At 43.7% G+C, this 17,369-nt stretch carries 15 protein-coding genes; 4 read left to right on the top strand and 11 right to left on the bottom strand.

Going from position 1 to position 17,369, the window contains the following annotated elements; all coding sequences use genetic code 11:
• Window positions 1-132: 132 nt before the first annotated feature.
• Window positions 133-696 (bottom strand): pentapeptide repeat-containing protein, encoded by a 564-nt coding sequence (locus tag ACFSRY_RS18410; protein WP_377511477.1) that lies wholly within the window; start codon window positions 694-696, stop codon window positions 133-135.
• A 21-nt stretch (window positions 697-717) separates the two neighbouring features.
• Window positions 718-1,167: a YhcH/YjgK/YiaL family protein gene (locus ACFSRY_RS18415; protein ID WP_377511480.1), complete on the bottom strand. Its 450-nt coding sequence runs from the start codon at window positions 1,165-1,167 to the stop codon at window positions 718-720.
• 192 nt (window positions 1,168-1,359) lie between these two features.
• Here ACFSRY_RS18415 and ACFSRY_RS18420 point away from each other — a divergent pair, with 192 nt between their 5' ends.
• Entirely contained in the window at window positions 1,360-3,756 is a 2,397-nt protein-coding gene (locus ACFSRY_RS18420) for an endonuclease MutS2 (RefSeq protein ID WP_377511483.1), read from the top strand.
• Between the two features lie 48 nt (window positions 3,757-3,804).
• On the opposite strand, the gene ACFSRY_RS18425 is transcribed toward ACFSRY_RS18420, so the two are convergent.
• The 4 genes from ACFSRY_RS18425 to murB all read right to left on the bottom strand — a co-directional run bounded on the left by ACFSRY_RS18425 (window position 3,805) and on the right by murB (window position 6,619).
• A complete protein-coding gene (locus ACFSRY_RS18425; RefSeq protein ID WP_377511486.1) occupies window positions 3,805-4,263 on the bottom strand; it encodes a hypothetical protein in 459 nt (152 codons plus the stop codon).
• A 231-nt stretch (window positions 4,264-4,494) separates the two neighbouring features.
• Window positions 4,495-4,950 carry a hypothetical protein gene (locus tag ACFSRY_RS18430; RefSeq protein ID WP_377511489.1) on the bottom strand — a complete coding sequence of 152 codons (456 nt, stop codon included), beginning with the start codon at window positions 4,948-4,950 and terminating at the stop codon, window positions 4,495-4,497.
• 135 nt (window positions 4,951-5,085) lie between these two features.
• Window positions 5,086-5,517, bottom strand: coding sequence for a lipocalin family protein (locus ACFSRY_RS18435; protein ID WP_377511492.1), 432 nt, complete (start codon window positions 5,515-5,517; stop codon window positions 5,086-5,088).
• A gap of 85 nt (window positions 5,518-5,602) precedes the next feature.
• The gene (gene murB / locus ACFSRY_RS18440) at window positions 5,603-6,619 is read right to left on the bottom strand and encodes a UDP-N-acetylmuramate dehydrogenase (protein WP_377511495.1); all 1,017 of its coding nucleotides are present in this window, start codon (window positions 6,617-6,619) and stop codon (window positions 5,603-5,605) included.
• A 191-nt stretch (window positions 6,620-6,810) separates the two neighbouring features.
• Between murB and ACFSRY_RS18445 the strand changes: the two genes are divergently transcribed.
• Window positions 6,811-7,995: a THUMP domain-containing class I SAM-dependent RNA methyltransferase gene (locus tag ACFSRY_RS18445; RefSeq protein WP_377511498.1), complete on the top strand. Its 1,185-nt coding sequence runs from the start codon at window positions 6,811-6,813 to the stop codon at window positions 7,993-7,995.
• 58 nt (window positions 7,996-8,053) lie between these two features.
• Here ACFSRY_RS18445 and ACFSRY_RS18450 read toward each other — a convergent pair whose 3' ends face one another.
• The 4 genes from ACFSRY_RS18450 to ACFSRY_RS18465 form a co-directional block, all read right to left on the bottom strand.
• On the bottom strand, window positions 8,054-9,157 hold the full coding sequence (locus ACFSRY_RS18450; protein WP_377511501.1) for a hypothetical protein: 1,104 nt from the start codon (window positions 9,155-9,157) through the stop codon (window positions 8,054-8,056).
• 158 nt (window positions 9,158-9,315) lie between these two features.
• The gene (murA, locus tag ACFSRY_RS18455) at window positions 9,316-10,620 is read right to left on the bottom strand and encodes a UDP-N-acetylglucosamine 1-carboxyvinyltransferase (protein ID WP_377511504.1); all 1,305 of its coding nucleotides are present in this window, start codon (window positions 10,618-10,620) and stop codon (window positions 9,316-9,318) included.
• A gap of 5 nt (window positions 10,621-10,625) precedes the next feature.
• The gene (locus ACFSRY_RS18460; RefSeq protein ID WP_377511507.1) at window positions 10,626-11,291 is read right to left on the bottom strand and encodes a DUF4290 domain-containing protein; all 666 of its coding nucleotides are present in this window, start codon (window positions 11,289-11,291) and stop codon (window positions 10,626-10,628) included.
• 171 nt (window positions 11,292-11,462) lie between these two features.
• Window positions 11,463-13,709 (bottom strand): ATP-dependent helicase, encoded by a 2,247-nt coding sequence (locus ACFSRY_RS18465; RefSeq protein WP_377511510.1) that lies wholly within the window; start codon window positions 13,707-13,709, stop codon window positions 11,463-11,465.
• A 255-nt stretch (window positions 13,710-13,964) separates the two neighbouring features.
• On the opposite strand from ACFSRY_RS18465, the gene ACFSRY_RS18470 reads away from it, so the two are divergent.
• Complete coding sequence (locus ACFSRY_RS18470; RefSeq protein ID WP_377511513.1) at window positions 13,965-15,608, top strand: ankyrin repeat domain-containing protein; 1,644 nt, start codon at window positions 13,965-13,967, stop codon at window positions 15,606-15,608.
• Between the two features lie 104 nt (window positions 15,609-15,712).
• Window positions 15,713-16,291, top strand: a complete 579-nt coding sequence (locus tag ACFSRY_RS18475) for a DUF3109 family protein (protein WP_377511516.1) — start codon at window positions 15,713-15,715, stop codon at window positions 16,289-16,291.
• Window positions 16,292-16,349: 58 nt separating this feature from the next.
• On the opposite strand, the gene ACFSRY_RS18480 is transcribed toward ACFSRY_RS18475, so the two are convergent.
• Window positions 16,350-17,300 carry a DUF6340 family protein gene (locus ACFSRY_RS18480; RefSeq protein ID WP_377511520.1) on the bottom strand — a complete coding sequence of 317 codons (951 nt, stop codon included), beginning with the start codon at window positions 17,298-17,300 and terminating at the stop codon, window positions 16,350-16,352.
• Window positions 17,301-17,369: the final 69 nt, after the last annotated feature.

The raw sequence follows: 17,369 nt of genomic DNA on the forward strand, positions 1-17,369 counted from the left end.
AATCAGGCTTCCAGGAAAATTGGCTGCCACATCCCATGAATCTTCATTCCCAAGAAACAGGCCAGATATTTTATGTTGCTAACCCATTGTTCTAGGTCATCATCCTAAGTGGAAGTACAGGGTAGTAAAGACTTACTCTATGCTTATATCATACTTATCTAAAAGTCCTATCACACCAGGGATAGAGAATTTTGCTTTCTTCATCTGCACTTTTTCAGGATCAATGGAGTAGTGGGTGGCAGTCCGAAAGTCAGCTTTTTCAAGAATGGTATATTCAAAAGTAGCACCGGTTAAGTCACAGTTCTGAAGCAAAATTCCTGTCATGTTTGCCTCTGTAAAATCTACCTCCTGAAGACTACAGTCTCGGAAAGCTGAATTCTTTAGATTTAGCTTATAGAAAGAAGAAAGGTTTAGCTGGCAGTTGTTAAAGCTTACAGAAAACAAAAAACTGTTACAGTCTTCGAAGTGCAGACCCAGCATTTTACAACCTCTAAATTGAATGTCTCTAAATGCTGTACCCTGCAGGATAGCCATACTCAGATCACAGGTCTCAAACCTGCAGTCAATGAAAACAACTTCTGACAGACTTGAACCGGAAAAAAGGCAGTTCGTGAAAGTGCAGTTTTCATATTCTCCTTTAGGCAGAGAGACATCGGTAAAATCTTTCCCGTTAAAGTCTTTATCTTCTGTACTCATACCTTCTTTCTACCTGCAGGGCTAGTTTACTGCAATTTTTAACACCACTTTACGGACTGTCTCTTCTGTAACCATGGCAGCATGGGCATCATCAGGGTAAAAAATAGTAAAGGAACCAGCCGGAACGTCGAACCAGTTCCTTGTTTTGTCCGGGAAGAAAGCTGCATCACGCTCTTCAGTATAGGGGTCACTTGGTGCGCTGCATTGTGCCAGGTCTTTCCAACCCATATGGTCTGTACCTGAAACAATGTATTGAATATCTATGTATTTACGGTGCACCTCCAGCTTTGCATCCTTTTCTGTAGTACCCGTACCCTCCGATATGATTGCAAACAGATCCCTGCCAACTATGGCTTGCTGCCCGATTGGTAAAGCGGTTAGATCAGTTTCCTTCAGGAACCGGAATGCCTGCTCGAATAGCGGGTGCAACGTATAATACCGCGGTGCGTTTTGAAGTTTATCTAAAATCATATGGAGTGTCTGAATGTGCGATGTAAATGATTTAAAACATGAAATGAGCTACTCTGAAGTTTAAAGTTTATTGTTAATAGCTTCAGAACAACTGCCCTGAAAAATAAGCATTATCTATATCAGGTTTAAGCGAACGAACAGCAGCCTAAACTTGTTATAAAATGCTATTTTTGCACAAATTAAGAGATAACATTGATCTATCCAGAGAATTTTGAAATAAAGATCGGGTTTGCCCAGATTAGGGAAATGCTTTCAGAGCTTTGCCTGAGTCCGCTGGGTAGCCAATTTGTAAATCGCATGCAATTCCTTAACCGCCAGGATCTGGTGGAAAGGCTGCTTCAGCAAACTTACGAATTTAAACAACTACTGGAATCTGACGCAGAGATTCCGTTGCAGCACTACTTTGATGTTACCGCTTACCTGGACAGAGCTGTGATCGAGGGTACTTATCTGGACGTGCTGCACTTCTTCGAAATAAAGATGTCTCTGCGTACTATCCGTGATTCGCTGCGTTTCATTTCCGGTACCGAAGAAGGAAAGTTTACTGCTCTGAAAGGTTTAGGTACAGACATTACGGTAGAACGTTCTTTGATTGCTGCTTTGGATAAAGTGGTAGATGATGCTGGTGCCGTGCGCGATGATGCCACTCCAGAATTGCAGCGTCTGAAGCGGGATCTAATTGCACAGCAAGCCGTACTTCGTAAGCAAATACAATCTATCATAAGGCATGCAAAGAACGAAGGTTGGACACCATCTGATGTGGAGCCTACCATACGAGGAGGACGCTTGGTTATACCTGTTATTGCGGAGCATAAGCGCCGCATAAAAGGGTTAATACATGACGAATCCAGTACAGGGCAAACTGTCTACATTGAACCTGAGTCTATCTTCGAGCTGAATAACGATATCAAGGACTTAGAGAATGCCTATCATCGTGAGTTGGTACGCATCCTTATTGGTCTTACAAATACCTTACGCCATCATGTGCCGGAACTTCGAAAGGCTTACCAGTACCTGGGGCTACTGGATTTCATTCGGGCGAAGGCAGCCTTTGCCCGTAGAGTAGAAGCCACGAAACCGAAGCTTCAGAAGTATCCGCACATCAACTGGAAGCAGGCGATGCACCCTTTGCTGTACCTGGCACACAGGCAGGCAGGCAAACCCACCATTCCAATGGACCTGGAACTGAACAGGGATCAGCGCATGCTTATTATTTCCGGACCGAATGCTGGTGGTAAGTCGGTAAGTTTGAAAACTGTAGGATTGGTGCAGTATATGCTACAGTGCGGTATGCTAATACCGGCAGAGGATGGTTCGGAAGCAGGTATTTTCCATGATATTTTTATTGACATCGGCGATGAACAATCCATAGAAAACGACTTGAGTACCTACAGTTCACACCTGACAAACATGAAGAAGTTTGTAACGGTGGCTGATAGTAAGAGTTTGGTATTGATAGATGAATTTGGTACGGGTACTGAACCTATACTCGGTGGTGCAATTGCTGAGGCTGTGCTGCAAACGCTAAACGATAGTAAGGTGTTTGGAGTAATTACAACGCATTATACCAACCTGAAAAATTATGCTGAGCGTACGCCAGGTATCGTAAACGGTGCCATGCGATACGACCACAAGAATCTTCAACCACTTTATCAACTGGAGATCGGAAAACCCGGATCATCGTTTGCCATAGAGATAGCCCGTAAGATTGGTTTACCGAAACCAATCGTTGACAAAGCCAGCAGTTTGGTAGGTAAGGACAAGATTCGATATGACCGTTTGCTGGAAGAACTTGAAACAGAGAAGCAGGAGCTGGAGAAAAAACTTCAGGAGGCTACAAAGCTGGAGCAGAAGCTGAAACGCAACGTGAAGGAGTACCAGGACCTGAAAAACTATCTTGAGGATAGTAAGCAGGATATCATGCGCGAGGCTAAGGGGAAAGCGAAGCTGCTGCTTAAGGATGCAAATCAGAAAATTGAATCTACTATACAGCAGATAAAGCAAAGCCAGGCAGAGAAGGAACAGACGAAGGAAGCAAGAAGAGAGTTAGAGGCCTTTACCCAGGAGGTACGAAAAGAAGAACCGCGCCCTGCCCATAAGCGTGTTGCTAGCGGAACCATAAAAGAAGGCGATAACGTGTCTCTGGTTGGGCAGGACTCTGTAGGGCAGGTAGTAAGTATCAAGGGCAAAACAGCGGAAGTACTTTTTGGCGGACTTAAAACAATAGCTAAAGTTGATAACCTGGAAAAGATAGAAGGGCAGGTGTCAACGAAGCAGAAGAAAGAAAAAGCCTCATCAGCAGAAGGCTATACCCGCGGAATGAACATCACGCAGCGTATGGCGGATTTTACCACCATACTTGACATTCGTGGCGAGTTTGCAGAAAGTGCGCTAACTAAGATAATGAACTTCACAGACGAGGCGATCATGCTTGGCATTCCGGAGATAAAAATAATCCATGGCCGCGGAAACGGTATTCTCCGCCAGGTGGTGCGCGATTATCTATATGCCGTACCAGAGGTGGCCAGTGTAGGCAATGAAGCTGAGGAACGAGGTGGAAATGGTGCCACAATTGCTGTGCTGAAATAGGCGGAATCCCTTAAAAGAAGAAGGCTCCTTACAGGGAGCCTTCTTTGCTTATCGGCGGAACCTTATTTCACCGTCTATGGATGTTCCACTGTCTTCGTCTTCCAGCGTCATGTTGAGAAACAATTCTGAACTAGTTAACTTATTTATTTCAACAGTTTGAGTGTCGCCTGGGCTGTCTCCTTCTAAGATAATGGCCTGCTCGTTATTGGTGAATTCCCACTCTCCCTGAAGAGGAGAAGGATCCACACCGTCTCCTCTTATCGTGTAAGTGCCGTCGTTATTAAACTTGAGCTTCCAAGTCCTGACGTCGATCGGTTCGTCTTCATCGCTTGCCAAGAAGTCGGTTACATCTGCACCATTAACAAAAATAGCAAATCCCGACCACTCACCTGCAGTCAATAAGTCCATTCTTGAAGGTTCAACGTCATCATCGTCATCGTCGCAACTGGTCATCGGGACCAGTGTAATAACGAGTAAAAGGAAGAATAAATGTTTAAATCTTCTCATAGAAGCATGTTTAAAATTCCAAATAGTATATAGTTTTGGTTGTTGTAACTATCCTTGTTTTAATTTGGATATAGTGGGGGTTATGGGTGTTTACGTTTAAAGTTGCTGAGGGATAGTATTTTATATAAATATCTAGTGTGGGAGTGATGCAGGAATGTAAAGCTTACTAGGTTGTTGTAAAAAGAAACTGGCTAAAACAGCAAAGGCTCCCATTCGGGAGCCTTTGCTGTTTTATTGTCGCTTATATCTTACTTCTAAATCAATTGTTGAAACGTTTCCTTCATCGTCTTCAATTTCAAGATCTTGTTGAATGAAGAGTTCATCACTATCAAGTTTAGAAATTTCCCCGATATATTCATTATCAGGATCCCCTTTATCGAATAAGATAGCCTGCTCGTTATTAGTAAATTCCCAAGTTCCATTTATTGATACACGTTCATAGGTATCAACATAAGTTCCTGCTTTATCAAACTTAACAGTGTTCTTTTTGATATCGTAACCTAGTTCATCTATAAACACTTGAGTGAAGTCCTGTCCATTAGCATAGATAGCTGTACCAGTCCATGTTCCTGCTGTAAGGAGATCCCTCTTAGATGGTTCCTGATCTTCGTCATCTTTATCGCAGCTTGTTAAGGTTGACAGAAACAGTGCAGCAAAGAGGAAACTTAAAATTCTAATTTTGTTCATATAATATTTAATAAAGAGAAAGTAAAAAGGTTTAAAAGGGCTGCAATATATTAAATCCTTTATATTTTAAAGGATGTTATTTAAATACCTTATTGTTGTTAAGGCTTTGACATGTTCTGATTATATTAAGTTTTTTTACTTCACAAACTTAACTTCGGCATCAAATATTACACCCTGAAAAGGGATTTTAGCCATAAAATCGAGGTTCCTGTCTGTTAACCTGACTACATTTACTTCCCCATAAAGGTCAAAAGTAATTGTAGTCTCATCTTCGTTAAACTCCCAGGTGCCGGTTTCTTCCTCTTGCCCCTCATTGCTTTCATAGGTGGCACGGTAAGTACCATTCCTGTCAAACTTCATGTGTGCAGTTTTTATACGACCAACTTCATTGATGACTTCCTGCCTGTCAGACACATCTACACCATTGACCAGTACCTGATCACCTTTCCAGGTTTCGGCTACAAGAATATCAGTTTTAGTTAAATCAGGGTCTTCCTTATCGCAGGCGGTAAAGAAAGCCAGGGTAAAAAGCAAAAAAAGATGGGTGAGTAGTATTTTCTTGTTCATAGCTGCTAATTTGATTCTACTATATATCGCAGCTGTGGAAAATAGGTTGAGCCAAAACTTAGATATTTTGGCTCTAGAAAGAAAATTACAGGATATTGACTTCAGGAGTTAGCCTGATACCAAACTTTTCTTCTACGGATGCAATAATGTCATATGCCAATTTGCGTACTTCGTCTCCTTTGGCACCGCCATAATTAACCAGCACTAACGCCTGATTTTTGTGCACTCCATAGTTACCTAATACTTTACCTTTCCAGCCGCACTGCTCAATTAACCAGCCAGCCGGTACCTTTACAGTTGTTTCTGATACAGGATAGGAGGGAATGTCTGAAAACTGTGCTTTCAGTTGTTCAAACTCGTCAAGTGGAATCTCCGGGTTCTTGAAAAAGCTACCTGCATTCCCTATCTGCTTTGGATTGGGTAACTTGCTGCTCCGGATGTGGCAGACGGCAGCACTAACATCCTGTATAGTAGGTTGCTTTACCTGCATCTCTTCCAGAGTAGTTTTAATAGCTCCGTAGCTGGTGTTTAGGTGATGCTCCTTATGCAGTTTAAAAGTGACAGCAGTAACGATGTACTGCCCTTTTAGTTTATTTTTAAACACGCTCTCCCGGTATCCAAACTGGCAGGTGTCATTGTCAAAGGTTTTTACTTCACCTGTTTCTGTATGTACTGCCTCCAGCTCATGGAAAACGTCTTTCAGTTCTACCCCATAAGCCCCAATATTTTGTAAAGGAGCAGCGCCTACTGTACCTGGTATAAGTGAAAGGTTTTCCACGCCTCCCCAGTTGTGCTGTAGGGTATACAAAACGAAGTCGTGCCATACTTCTCCGCTACCGGCCTTTGCATAAACATGCTGGTCGTCTTCATGAATAACCTCAATGCCTTTAATGCTGTTCAGGAGAGCTACGCCATCAAAATCCTGCGTAAACAACACGTTACTGCCACCCCCTAAAATCAGTTTCTGCTCCTGCTTCAGTTCAGGCATCCTTAATATCTCCTGCAATTCCTGCACAGATTCGAAACGAACGAAAAGCTTTGCTTTTACATCTATACCGAAGGTGTTGTAGGGCTTAAGCGAATAATCAGACTGAATTTTCATAAGCATTGAATTTATACAAAGATAGTTCAGGTTGTTTAGAGTTGAAAGTTATGAGTTAAAGGTGGCTTTAACTGGTATAGATTGTTTTTGCCAATTGGGGGCATTAAAACACACATAGCTAACTACTCTTAACTTTAACTCTAAACTCTTAGCTATACATCCTATCTTTGCATAGAATAAAAGTATAAAAAATGGCTAAGCAGAAGCAGAACGATAATTTTAATATTATAGCCACTACTATGGCAGGTTTAGAGGAGGTTTTAGCAGAAGAACTGCGTGCCCTCGACATGGAATATGTAAAGGTGGGAAATCGTGCTGTAAGCTGTTCTGGAAACCTGCGCCAGCTGTATGAGGCTAACCTTTGGTGCCGTACTGCTATTCGCATCCTGAAGCCCATCCGCAACTTTAAGGCTCGTGATGAAAAGGACCTGTATGCACAGGTCCAGAAAACGGATTGGTCAGAATACTTTGGTTTGGAACAGACCTTTGCAATAGATGCAGTAGTTAGCCATTCTACGTTTGAACACTCCCTTTATGTAGCGCAGTTAACCAAAGATGCCATAGTAGACCAGTTCCGGAAAGCAACAGGTGAGCGTCCTTCTGTAGATCGCATCCGTCCTGATTTGCGTCTGAACCTGCACATGCATGAGAACATGGTAACCCTTTCACTTGACTCCTCTGGAGATTCACTGCACCGCCGCGGTTACCGGCTGCAGACAAACGTGGCTCCATTGAACGAAGTTTTAGCTGCAGGCATCATAGGTTTATCGGGTTGGGATAAGAAGTCTGCTTTTGTAGATCCCATGTGTGGTTCGGGAACGTTTTTAATCGAGGCAGCCATGATGGCGCAGAACATTGCTCCTGGATTATACCGCCGTGATGCCTTTGGCTTTGAGAGCTGGAAAGATTATGATGCAGGTCTGCTGGAGATGATCTGGAAAACGGCTGAGGCAAAAGCTATCATGGACAAACCACAGGCTTTGATACAAGGGTACGACATTGATGCTGACTATATAGCGGCTGCCAGAAATAACATAGAAAATGCCGGATTAGAAAATATCATCCGAGTAGAAAAGGCTGACTTTTTTGAAACAAATGCTCCTGCAGATCATGGATTTGTGGTTATGAACCCACCTTATAACGAGCGAATACAGTCTGATGACATTAACCTGCTTTACAAGAACATTGGTGATACGCTTAAAAACAATTATCAGGGCTTTGATGCCTTTGTATTCACAGGTAATCTAGAGGCTGCAAAGAATGTTGGACTGCGTACTTCTCGCCGGGTGCCCCTATATAACGGCTCCATCGACTGTCGCTTGTTAAAGTATGAGTTGTACAGAGGCTCACGCAGAAATGGGGGAGAGGAAGAGTAGTCATTAGTAAATCTAAACAAAAAGAGCAGCCCTTCAAGACTGCTCTTTTTGTTGAAAGTTAAAGGCTTAGGTGTTCTTCTGCCGTTTTACCCAACCTATAGTTTAAGCCTACACTAAAGTTCTTTGGTATACTCCCCATGTATAGTAAATCATTTATTTCTAAAAAGAACGAAACTTTATCAGAGGGCCTTGCTTCAATACCAATGCCAGGTCTAATACCAATAGATATACCTCCAGATTCATGGTCTTCTTTCCAATCAGCTTTATAATTTATATCAGTTTTAGTGAATTCTAATACTTGAGCAACAAGGTATGACGTATAGGTACTCTTTTTCAAAAACTCATATTGATATTTTGCAACTAAACTTAGAGCTTCAACATTCAGATCTGAAAAACTGTATGTTGATTTGTTAAAAGCAAGTTTTACAGAGCTTCTAGTGCCTTTCCCAAAATGATATTGTACTCCGACCTGATAACCAAATGAAAAACCTTCTGTTTCTACATTTGAGTTCATGCCACCGTGGTTACTAACCTGAGTATATACAGACCAGAAATTATTATGTTCTAATTCCTTGGTGTTCGGAGTATAGTAATAATTGATATCTCCATTAGCGTACTCAGTCAGGATTTTTAAAAGATCTTTTTCCTGCAATTTTATCTGATTAAGATTGCCAACTAAATCCATGCGGTCTTGCAACAATTGGCTTAGAACACTTACATATTGATAATCATAAGACTTTAACTCTTTGCCTTTTTCTTTTATCAATTTTACATTATTCTCAAGCTTGTAAATAATGCCATCTTTTTCTACATAAAATTCCTTGTTATTGCCTTCACGAACATAAAAGTTGATTTTATCTGTAATAAGAATTGCCTGAAAAATTTGGTCGTGAGTGCCTGAGGCAGACTTAAAAGGTTTAGATACAAAACGTTGCCCACTGATTAATCTAATCTCAGATATTTGGTCCGGTGAAAACACATGCTTCTCGTTTTGAGCATCCCAATAGAATATTTCAGTAGGACTATCAAAGAAATATGATACAAAACCTGTAAGCTCCTGATTATCCTTTTTGATAATTCGGCCCTGCTCTTTTTGAACTTGAGCAGAAACATTAAAATAGATGAAGCTAAATAATGATAAGAGTAAAAGTTTATACTTCATAGATTGTGATTATAGTGAAAGAGGTAAGTTTTAGGTAAATATATGAATATGAATATGAATATGAATATTTTTCACTAAATATCATGACTAAAAACAGAGTAAATGAAAAAGAGCACCTCTAGAGGTGCTCTTTTTGATCTTTAAGTATGATGGATGCTTTAAATTCTTCTGATCTGAGCGCCAATGGCATTTAATCGACCATCTATGTTCTGATAACCGCGGTCAATCTGCTCCACGTTATCAATGATACTCTTGCCTTCTGCTGAAAGTGCAGCAATTAGCAACGCAACACCTGCCCGAATGTCAGGAGAGGTCATTCGTATTCCGCGAAGTGGGATTTGATTGTTAAGACCAATAACCGTAGCACGATGTGGGTCACAAAGAATAATCTGGGCACCCATATCAATCAGCTTGTCCACGAAGAACAGGCGACTCTCGAACATTTTCTGGTGTACGAGCACAGTCCCTTTTGCCTGTGTAGCCACAACCAGCGCCACGCTTAGCAGGTCTGGTGTTAAACCTGGCCATGTGTGGTCTGATATGTTCAGAATGCTGCCATCAATATAAGTATCCACCATATAATGATCCTGCTCCGGTATAAAAATGTCATCCCCTCTGAATTCCATTTTTATACCCAACCGCTGGAAAGTATCGGGTATCAGGCCAAGCTCAGGAATCTGGCAGTTTTTGATGGTAATCTCAGAACCTGTCATGGCAGCCATACCAATAAAGGAACCTATCTCGATCATGTCAGGTAGCATGCGGTGTTCTGTGCCACGAAGAGATTCTACCCCTTCAATTACCAGCAAATTAGAGCCAACACCACTGATCTTGGCACCCATTCGGTTCAGCATGCGGCAAAGCTGCTGCACGTAAGGCTCACAGGCAGCATTGTAGATAGTGGTAGTGCCTTCGGCCAGCACAGCAGCCATAAGAATGTTGGCTGTACCTGTAACAGAAGCTTCGTCCAGAAGCATGTAAGCTCCCTTCAGCCTGTCGGCATGCACGCCATAGAAGCTTGCTTCAGAATCATATTCAAAATGAGCTCCAAGTCTTTCAAAGCCGATAAAGTGCGTATCCAGTCTGCGTCTGCCAATCTTGTCTCCACCTGGCTTTGGCATTTTTGCCTTTCCGAAACGAGCCAGCATTGGACCAACGATCATTACTGAACCACGGATGGCTCTGCCCTGCTCTACAAACTTCTCAGTTTCCAGGTAGTCTAGGTCAACATTGTCGGCCTGGAAGGTATAAGTGTCCGGGGCATTGCGTTCTACCTTAACACCTAAGCCGCGAAGAAGGTCAATTAACTTATTTACATCCCGTATATCAGGTATGTTGGAAATTACTACCGGTTCAGAGGTAAGCAGCACGGCACACAATATCTGAAGTGCCTCGTTTTTAGCACCCTGTGGATAAATATCGCCTTTTAATTTGTTGCCGCCTATTACTTCAAATGAAGCCATGTATACTATTTGTTTCTTTGGTTAGAAGAGGATCTTTGGTTTTTTCTGCCACCACCGCGGTTATCGTTGCGGCTCTGCTGGCTACGCTGGTTATCCTGCTGTGAGCGTCCGCCTCCGGAAGACTCAAATAAGTTGTTACTTTCAATGGTGCGCAGGTCCATGTTTAATTTTCCTTTTGAAAGCTGGCGGATATCGTTCAGGATGACATCATCCGTAATACTGTCTTTGTTGTAGGACTTGTACAATGTCTTCATCAGCTTACCCACAGATACAATAGCAGCTTCGCGCTCCTTCTCATCCTCTACCTCCGTTGCTTTCTGGATCAGCATTTCCACGTTAGTACCATAGTGCTTATAAGTTGGCGTATCCAACGCATATTCCATCGGCTGCGGCTTATCGTTCAGGTACTCCATCGCACTAAGCTTGTAAGGAGCATCCACGTCCAGAGTAGAGCCAGACATTACATACAGGTGATTCCAGAGTTTCTGCTGGTAATCCTGTGTGTCGCGCAACTGTGGATTAAGTTTCGCCATCAGGTTTATGAGCAGCTGCGAAAGGCGTGTACGTTCCGAACGGTCTTCTACTTTAGTTATGTAGTTTACCAGGTCCTGTACGTTACGGCCATATTCTCGCAGTAACAGGTCTTGTTTAAAAGTGGTACTAGCTTCCATTATATCTTATGTAAATTCAAAAGTATGAATTAGAAATTAGAAATGATAAATATTGCACGTGGTGCAACTAGGAATTACGGATCTAGAGCAAGAAGTTATAAGCTAAGTGGGTTATACTTTTGGCTCCTATCCCAATTTCTGATTTTTAATTTAGAATTTCTAATTAATTAATTAGTTGTGAATCCGCAATTTGGCAAAGCTTAGCAGTAAGGTTTTTTCGCCTACCTCATCAAAATCGATGATTGCTTTTACGCTGTTACCTTGCGTGTCTATTTTAGATACTACGCCAAATCCAAACTTTGGGTGTTCTACTTTCATTCCCTCTGCTAAATTGGAGGTATCGCTTGGTTTAAAATCCGCAGGTGGTGTATAAGCCGTGGCAGCCTGCTTACGTGCTGGTGGTTGTACCAGACTGCTGATGCTGCTCTTGCGCTGTAACACCCGATCAAACACGTTGCCACCTGAAGAAGATTCGCCATACTTAAAGTTGAGGTATCTCGGATCTATCTCTTCCAGAAAGCGGCTCTTTTCGCAGGCGCGCAGGTTACCCCACTGATAACGGCTGGTGGCATAGGTCAGGTACAGCTTTTTCTCTGCCCTTGTGATCGCCACATAAAATAAACGACGCTCTTCCTCAAGATCGGCTCGGGAGTTTAGCATCATCTGGCTAGGGAAGAGGTTCTCTTCCATTCCCACTATGAAAACATTCTTAAACTCCAGGCCCTTGGCCGAGTGAATGGTCATGAGCGTTACAAATTCCCCGTCTTTATCTTCCTTGGTGTCAGCATCCGTAATCAGGGCAATGTCCTGCAGGAAAGCTGAAAGACTCTTATCCTCTTTCTCCGGATCATCCACGTATTCTTTTATACCATTCAGAAGCTCCTGGATGTTCTCGTAACGTGCGAGTCCCTCTACGGTTTTATCTGAGTAAAGATCATCTACAATTCCGGAGTGCTTGGCAATATGCTTGGCTACCTCAAACGCATCTGAATTTTCCGAAATGCGGGCGAAGTCCCGGATCATGATAGAAAAATTTTCAATGGCTGTACCCACCCTGTTGCCCAGGAACTGAGCAGCATTCTGCACTACTTCCCAAACAGAATGGTTGGTTTCGTTAGCCGTTACAAATATTTTCTGTTCCGTAGTTTCGCCAATTCCTCGCTTTGGATAGTTGATAACACGTCGCAATGCCTGCTCATCATTCGGATTGACGGTCAGACGCAGGTATGCGATCAGGTCTTTAATTTCCTTGCGCTGATAGAAGGACAGGCCACCGATTATCTTATACTTGATGTTCATGCGGCGCAGGGCTTCCTCCATGGCCCTGGACTGCGCATTGGTGCGGTAAAGGATGGCAAAGTCGTCGTAGGAGAGGTGGTTGTTCATTTTCTCCTCAAAAATGGTAGTGGCTACCAGTTTTCCTTCCTCGTTATCGGAGTTTGCCTTTATTACCTCTATCAGCGGCCCCTGCTCATTATCCGTATAAACATCTTTCTTTAACTGAGCCGAGTTATTCCGAATGACAGAATTAGCCGCGTTAACAATGTTTTTAGTGGAACGGTAGTTCTGCTCCAGCTTGAAAACCTGTAATTCCGGGTAGTCGCGTTCAAAGTTGAGGATGTTCTGGATATCAGCACCACGGAAAGCGTAAATAGACTGCGCATCGTCTCCTACAACCACAATGTTACGGTTTTGGGCAGCCAGCTTACGCGTGATCAGGTACTGTGAGTAGTTTGTGTCCTGGTACTCATCCACCATTACAAACTTAAAGATGTTCTGATACTTGTTAAGTGCATCAGGATGGTCTTTGAAGAGCACGTTTGTGTTGAAAAGCAGGTCATCAAAATCCATTGCACCCGCCCTGAAGCAGCGGTTCTGGTACATTTCATAGATCTTGCCAATCTTCGGGCGCATGGCAGCATCATCGTCGGCCTGGATAACAGGGTCGTTGAGGTACTGCTTTACAGATATCAGCTTGTTTTTAGCAGATGAGATTCTACCCAACACCACATTTGGCTTATACAGCTTGTCGTCCAGGTTCATCTCCTTCACAATGTTGCGAATAAGTGTCTTGGAGTCGTCCGTATCATAAATGGTGAAGCTTTTCGGGTAACCTATCTTCTCAGCCTCTGCGCGAAGTATGCGTGAGAAAACGGAGTGAAATGTACCCATCCAGATATTTTTGGCTTCATTGCCAATCACCTTCTCAACACGGTTGCGCATTTCCTTGGCCGCTTTATTCGTAAAGGTAAGGGCCAATATGTTAAACGGATCTACTCCCTGGCTGATCAGGTGCGCGATCCGATATGTTAGAACTCTTGTTTTTCCTGAGCCTGCTCCCGCTATAATCATGGCAGGTCCTTCGGTATGAAGTACTGCCGCGCGTTGCGACTCATTTAATAGGCTGATATAATCCATTTCTTCTCTTCCGCGTGCGTCTTAAAATCTATGCAAGTTACAAATACAAATCCTTTTAAAGAACACGCGCAGCACCCGTCGCCGTTCAGGCAGAATAAATTTTAAAGATAAAGCACTAGTTATGAACAGGAAGTAGCCTGAATGCGTTTACGAGTTGGGAAATAAATAGCCATAAGATAACTATTTGCCCGGTTTTTGATTTAGAGCGTGGATAACTGTAGTTTTGCAGTTGTTAAAAAAATATAAGAATTGATTTTGGTACCTCCATATATAACTAGCGATCGTGTTGTGGTCCGTGTGGTGATGCTTCTTCTGGCATTTACATTTACGGGCTTTTCAGCAGTGGGGCAAACAAAAGCGACAGCTAAAAGCACTGGCAGCACCAAGCCTGCCGCTGCAACTGCCAGTAGTAAGCCTGTAACGGCTACAGCCACTGCGCAGCCTAAAAAACGTGTCTGGCGCACACCGGCAATGGATGAGGCCATGGCTTACTATACCACATTAAAGTACCAGCAGGCTCAGGAAAAGTTCAGAGAAGCCATTGCGCAGGGAGACAAGGATGCCCTGTACTTTATTGGAAGAATGTATCAGTATCGTGAGCTAAAGTACGATTCCGTTAAAATTGATACGCTGCGCGAGATCGGTGATGTAGAGGAGTTCTTCTCATCAGAGAGCGATTCTGCTGCATATTACTATAAAAGAGCAGTTGATGAAGGAAGTCTGCTGGGGCACCTGGGTTTGGCAGAACAAACAGTTATCATGACACAGGATGATAAGCGCCGCTTCATGCAGCACATGCGTACTGCTGCCATCGAGATCAGGGAAAAAGCCGTGGTGGGCGACGCCTTCTGTAACCGCATCCTGGGCAGTATGTACTATACAGGTTTTGGCGAGATGGTAGATAAGGGATTAGCTTTTAACTACCTGAGCAAAGCAGCAGAAGCAAACGATGTTAACTCCTATACTGCTCTGGCTAACCTTTACCTGAATGGGGAAGGGGTGAAGAAAGATTACAGCAAGGCCGTGTACTGGCTTAAGAAGGGTGTTGACGCCGGTGAACGGGAGGCCCTTTATACCATGGCCTTGTTATATGAAGAGGGTACTTTAGGTGAAGTAAAGATTGATGATGCCCGTAAGCTATACCGAAAAGCCGTATCAAAGGGTAGTGTGAATGCTTATGAGCAGCTGCGGTATATCAACCTTAGCCCGGATCAGAAAGTAGTGATGTCAGCTGTGACCCGTGATCCGGAAATGCTGAAGCGTGCGCTGAATGCCGGGGGAGATCCAAATACTTTAGCCGTACCAGAGGAATTCATGACTGACCTGCGTGGCAGAACACCATTGATGCATACTATTTATGTTCCTTTGCTTTTAGAGGATTACGGTGTAACCTATGAACCGGATGTTCGACCTAAAACAGTGAGTATGCTGCTTGCTAAGGGAGCCAACATCAACGACAGAGACGTAGATGGCAAAACCGCCCTGCATTACCTGGTAAGCAGTGCCCGTGTCAGATCTGAGCTGTACGAACAGGAGCAGGTAGATTTGCTTGATACCCTGCTGCGCCGTGGCGCAAATCCAAATATCAAAGACAACGACGGTAATACAGTGCTGGCAAGCGCACTGCGGGCAACCATTGGTCAACACATTGGTATTATGGAACTAGGCAGGCTGCTCAATGCAGGAGCCAAGCCGAATGCACGTAACAACGAAGGCAAAACGCCTTTGATCCTGGCCTGCGAGATAAATGCAAACCCAGAAGTAATAGTTGCCCTGTTACAGGCCGGGGCTGACCCTAAGCTGAGGGACGCCTATGGAAAAGCGGCCATAGACTATGCCAAACAAGAGAATGTGCAGAACGTTTTAATGGCAGCAGGTTCTCCGGAGAAGCAGAAGTAAGCGCTAAAAGATTTTAATCGACTTTATTTTTATTGAGCGCGGGGAGGTTATGAATTGTATAGTCATCCTTTACTCCTTTCTACTCAATGCTCTAACCTTTTTTTATGATAGTTCTTCAGAATACAGTTATTAGTGACGATGTCCGGGATCAGTTCTTTGTGTGTAACCTGGAGAAGTGTAAGGGTGCCTGCTGCGTGGAAGGTGATTTAGGTGCACCCCTTGAAGAGGATGAGCTTGCCATTCTGGAAGAAAGTTACGAACAGATTAAACCCTACATGACGGGTGCCGGACAGCAGGCTGTTGAGGAGCAGGGGCTGTACATCAAAGATTGGGAAGGAGATTACTCCACGCCAACCATTAACAACCGTGAGTGTGCTTACGCCATTTATGATGAGGACAAAACATTGAAGTGTGCTATTGAGCAGGCATATTATGATGGCAAGATTGACTGGAAAAAGCCAATATCCTGCCACCTATACCCGATCCGGATTACAAAGTATGATGGCTTCGAAGCTTTGAACTATGACCGGTGGGGAATCTGTAGCTCAGCCTGCAGCTTCGGTCAGGACCTGGGGGTGCGTGTGTATCAGTTTCTGAAAGAGCCCTTAATCCGCAGGTATGGCGAGGGCTGGTACAGCGAACTGGAGCAATTAATGGATGAAGAGTTGAAAGAGAAAAAGTAATCTTCAAAAGCAGAAGCCCCGGCCTTTATAGCCGGGGCTTCTGCTTTTAAGTCGCAACTCAGTTTCCGTAGTTCTGCAGGTCGGGGAGCAGAAGAGCCGCTAATTTGTTGCCGCTATCTGCAGCCTGTCTGGCCCAACGTTGAGCTCCCTTTATGTCTCCTTTTGCCTCATGCACTACAGCGAGATTATAAGCTGCTTTTCCTGCATCCTTTCTGTTTTTGCTCTCTGCAAGTGGCTGAAGCAGTGCAATGGCCTGATCCCATTTACCAGCCGCTATCTGGTAGGCAGCAGGCTCGAAAGCCTTCATAGAGTAGTAAGGACGCACCAGGCTAACCCGCTGCGGAGACAAGCGCCTCCAGTAGCTTTTCCCGGTACGCCAGGCTAAACGGTTAACAGCCGGACCAGCGTTACCCATAGAGGGACCGACAGCCAGTAAGCCACTTACTACGTCACGGGTTTGATAAGGCTCCTCTTGCCTCAGGCTCATTCTGTCCAGCACTGTTCCTAAGCTGTCATAGAGCGTCCAGGTTGTTGTGGTGATCAAGGTATAATGTGCCGTTTTAACAACCGTTTCATCGCTGTCTTTTTCCCGGGTTGTCATCTGATGGAAGCTAGCATCAATGTTATCTAAGGTTAACAGCAAGTGGTGCGGATACTTTTGATGAATGCTTTTTACCTGGTCTCTTGTTAGCTGTTCATTAGGAGAGTTAGCGAGGTAGGCAGAAGAAGTATCTACTGCTACTATTTGGTAGGTGTGGTCCTGGTGAATGGCTTCTAATACGCCAGCTAAAGCTTCATCAGCCCCGTTTTGGAAAACCTCAGTTTTCTTTTCACGCTTAAAAGGCAAAAGGGCAGGGTTGAACCTTTTGATAGCTACAACTTTCCACTGCTCATTACCAACATCTACTGCAGGAGGCAAAGTAGTATCTATAAAGAGTTGAGAGGTACAGCTCATCAATGACAGTCCTGCTACAATAAAGAGTGCGAGATTTATAATTGTCTTCTTCATTCAAATATAAGATACCATTATAGGATGATTAGTTGCACGACCCACAAAAAAAGCCCCGGCTGTAAAACC

This window comes from Pontibacter locisalis (genome assembly GCF_042684605.1).
Lineage (GTDB): Bacteria > Bacteroidota > Bacteroidia > Cytophagales > Hymenobacteraceae > Pontibacter > Pontibacter locisalis.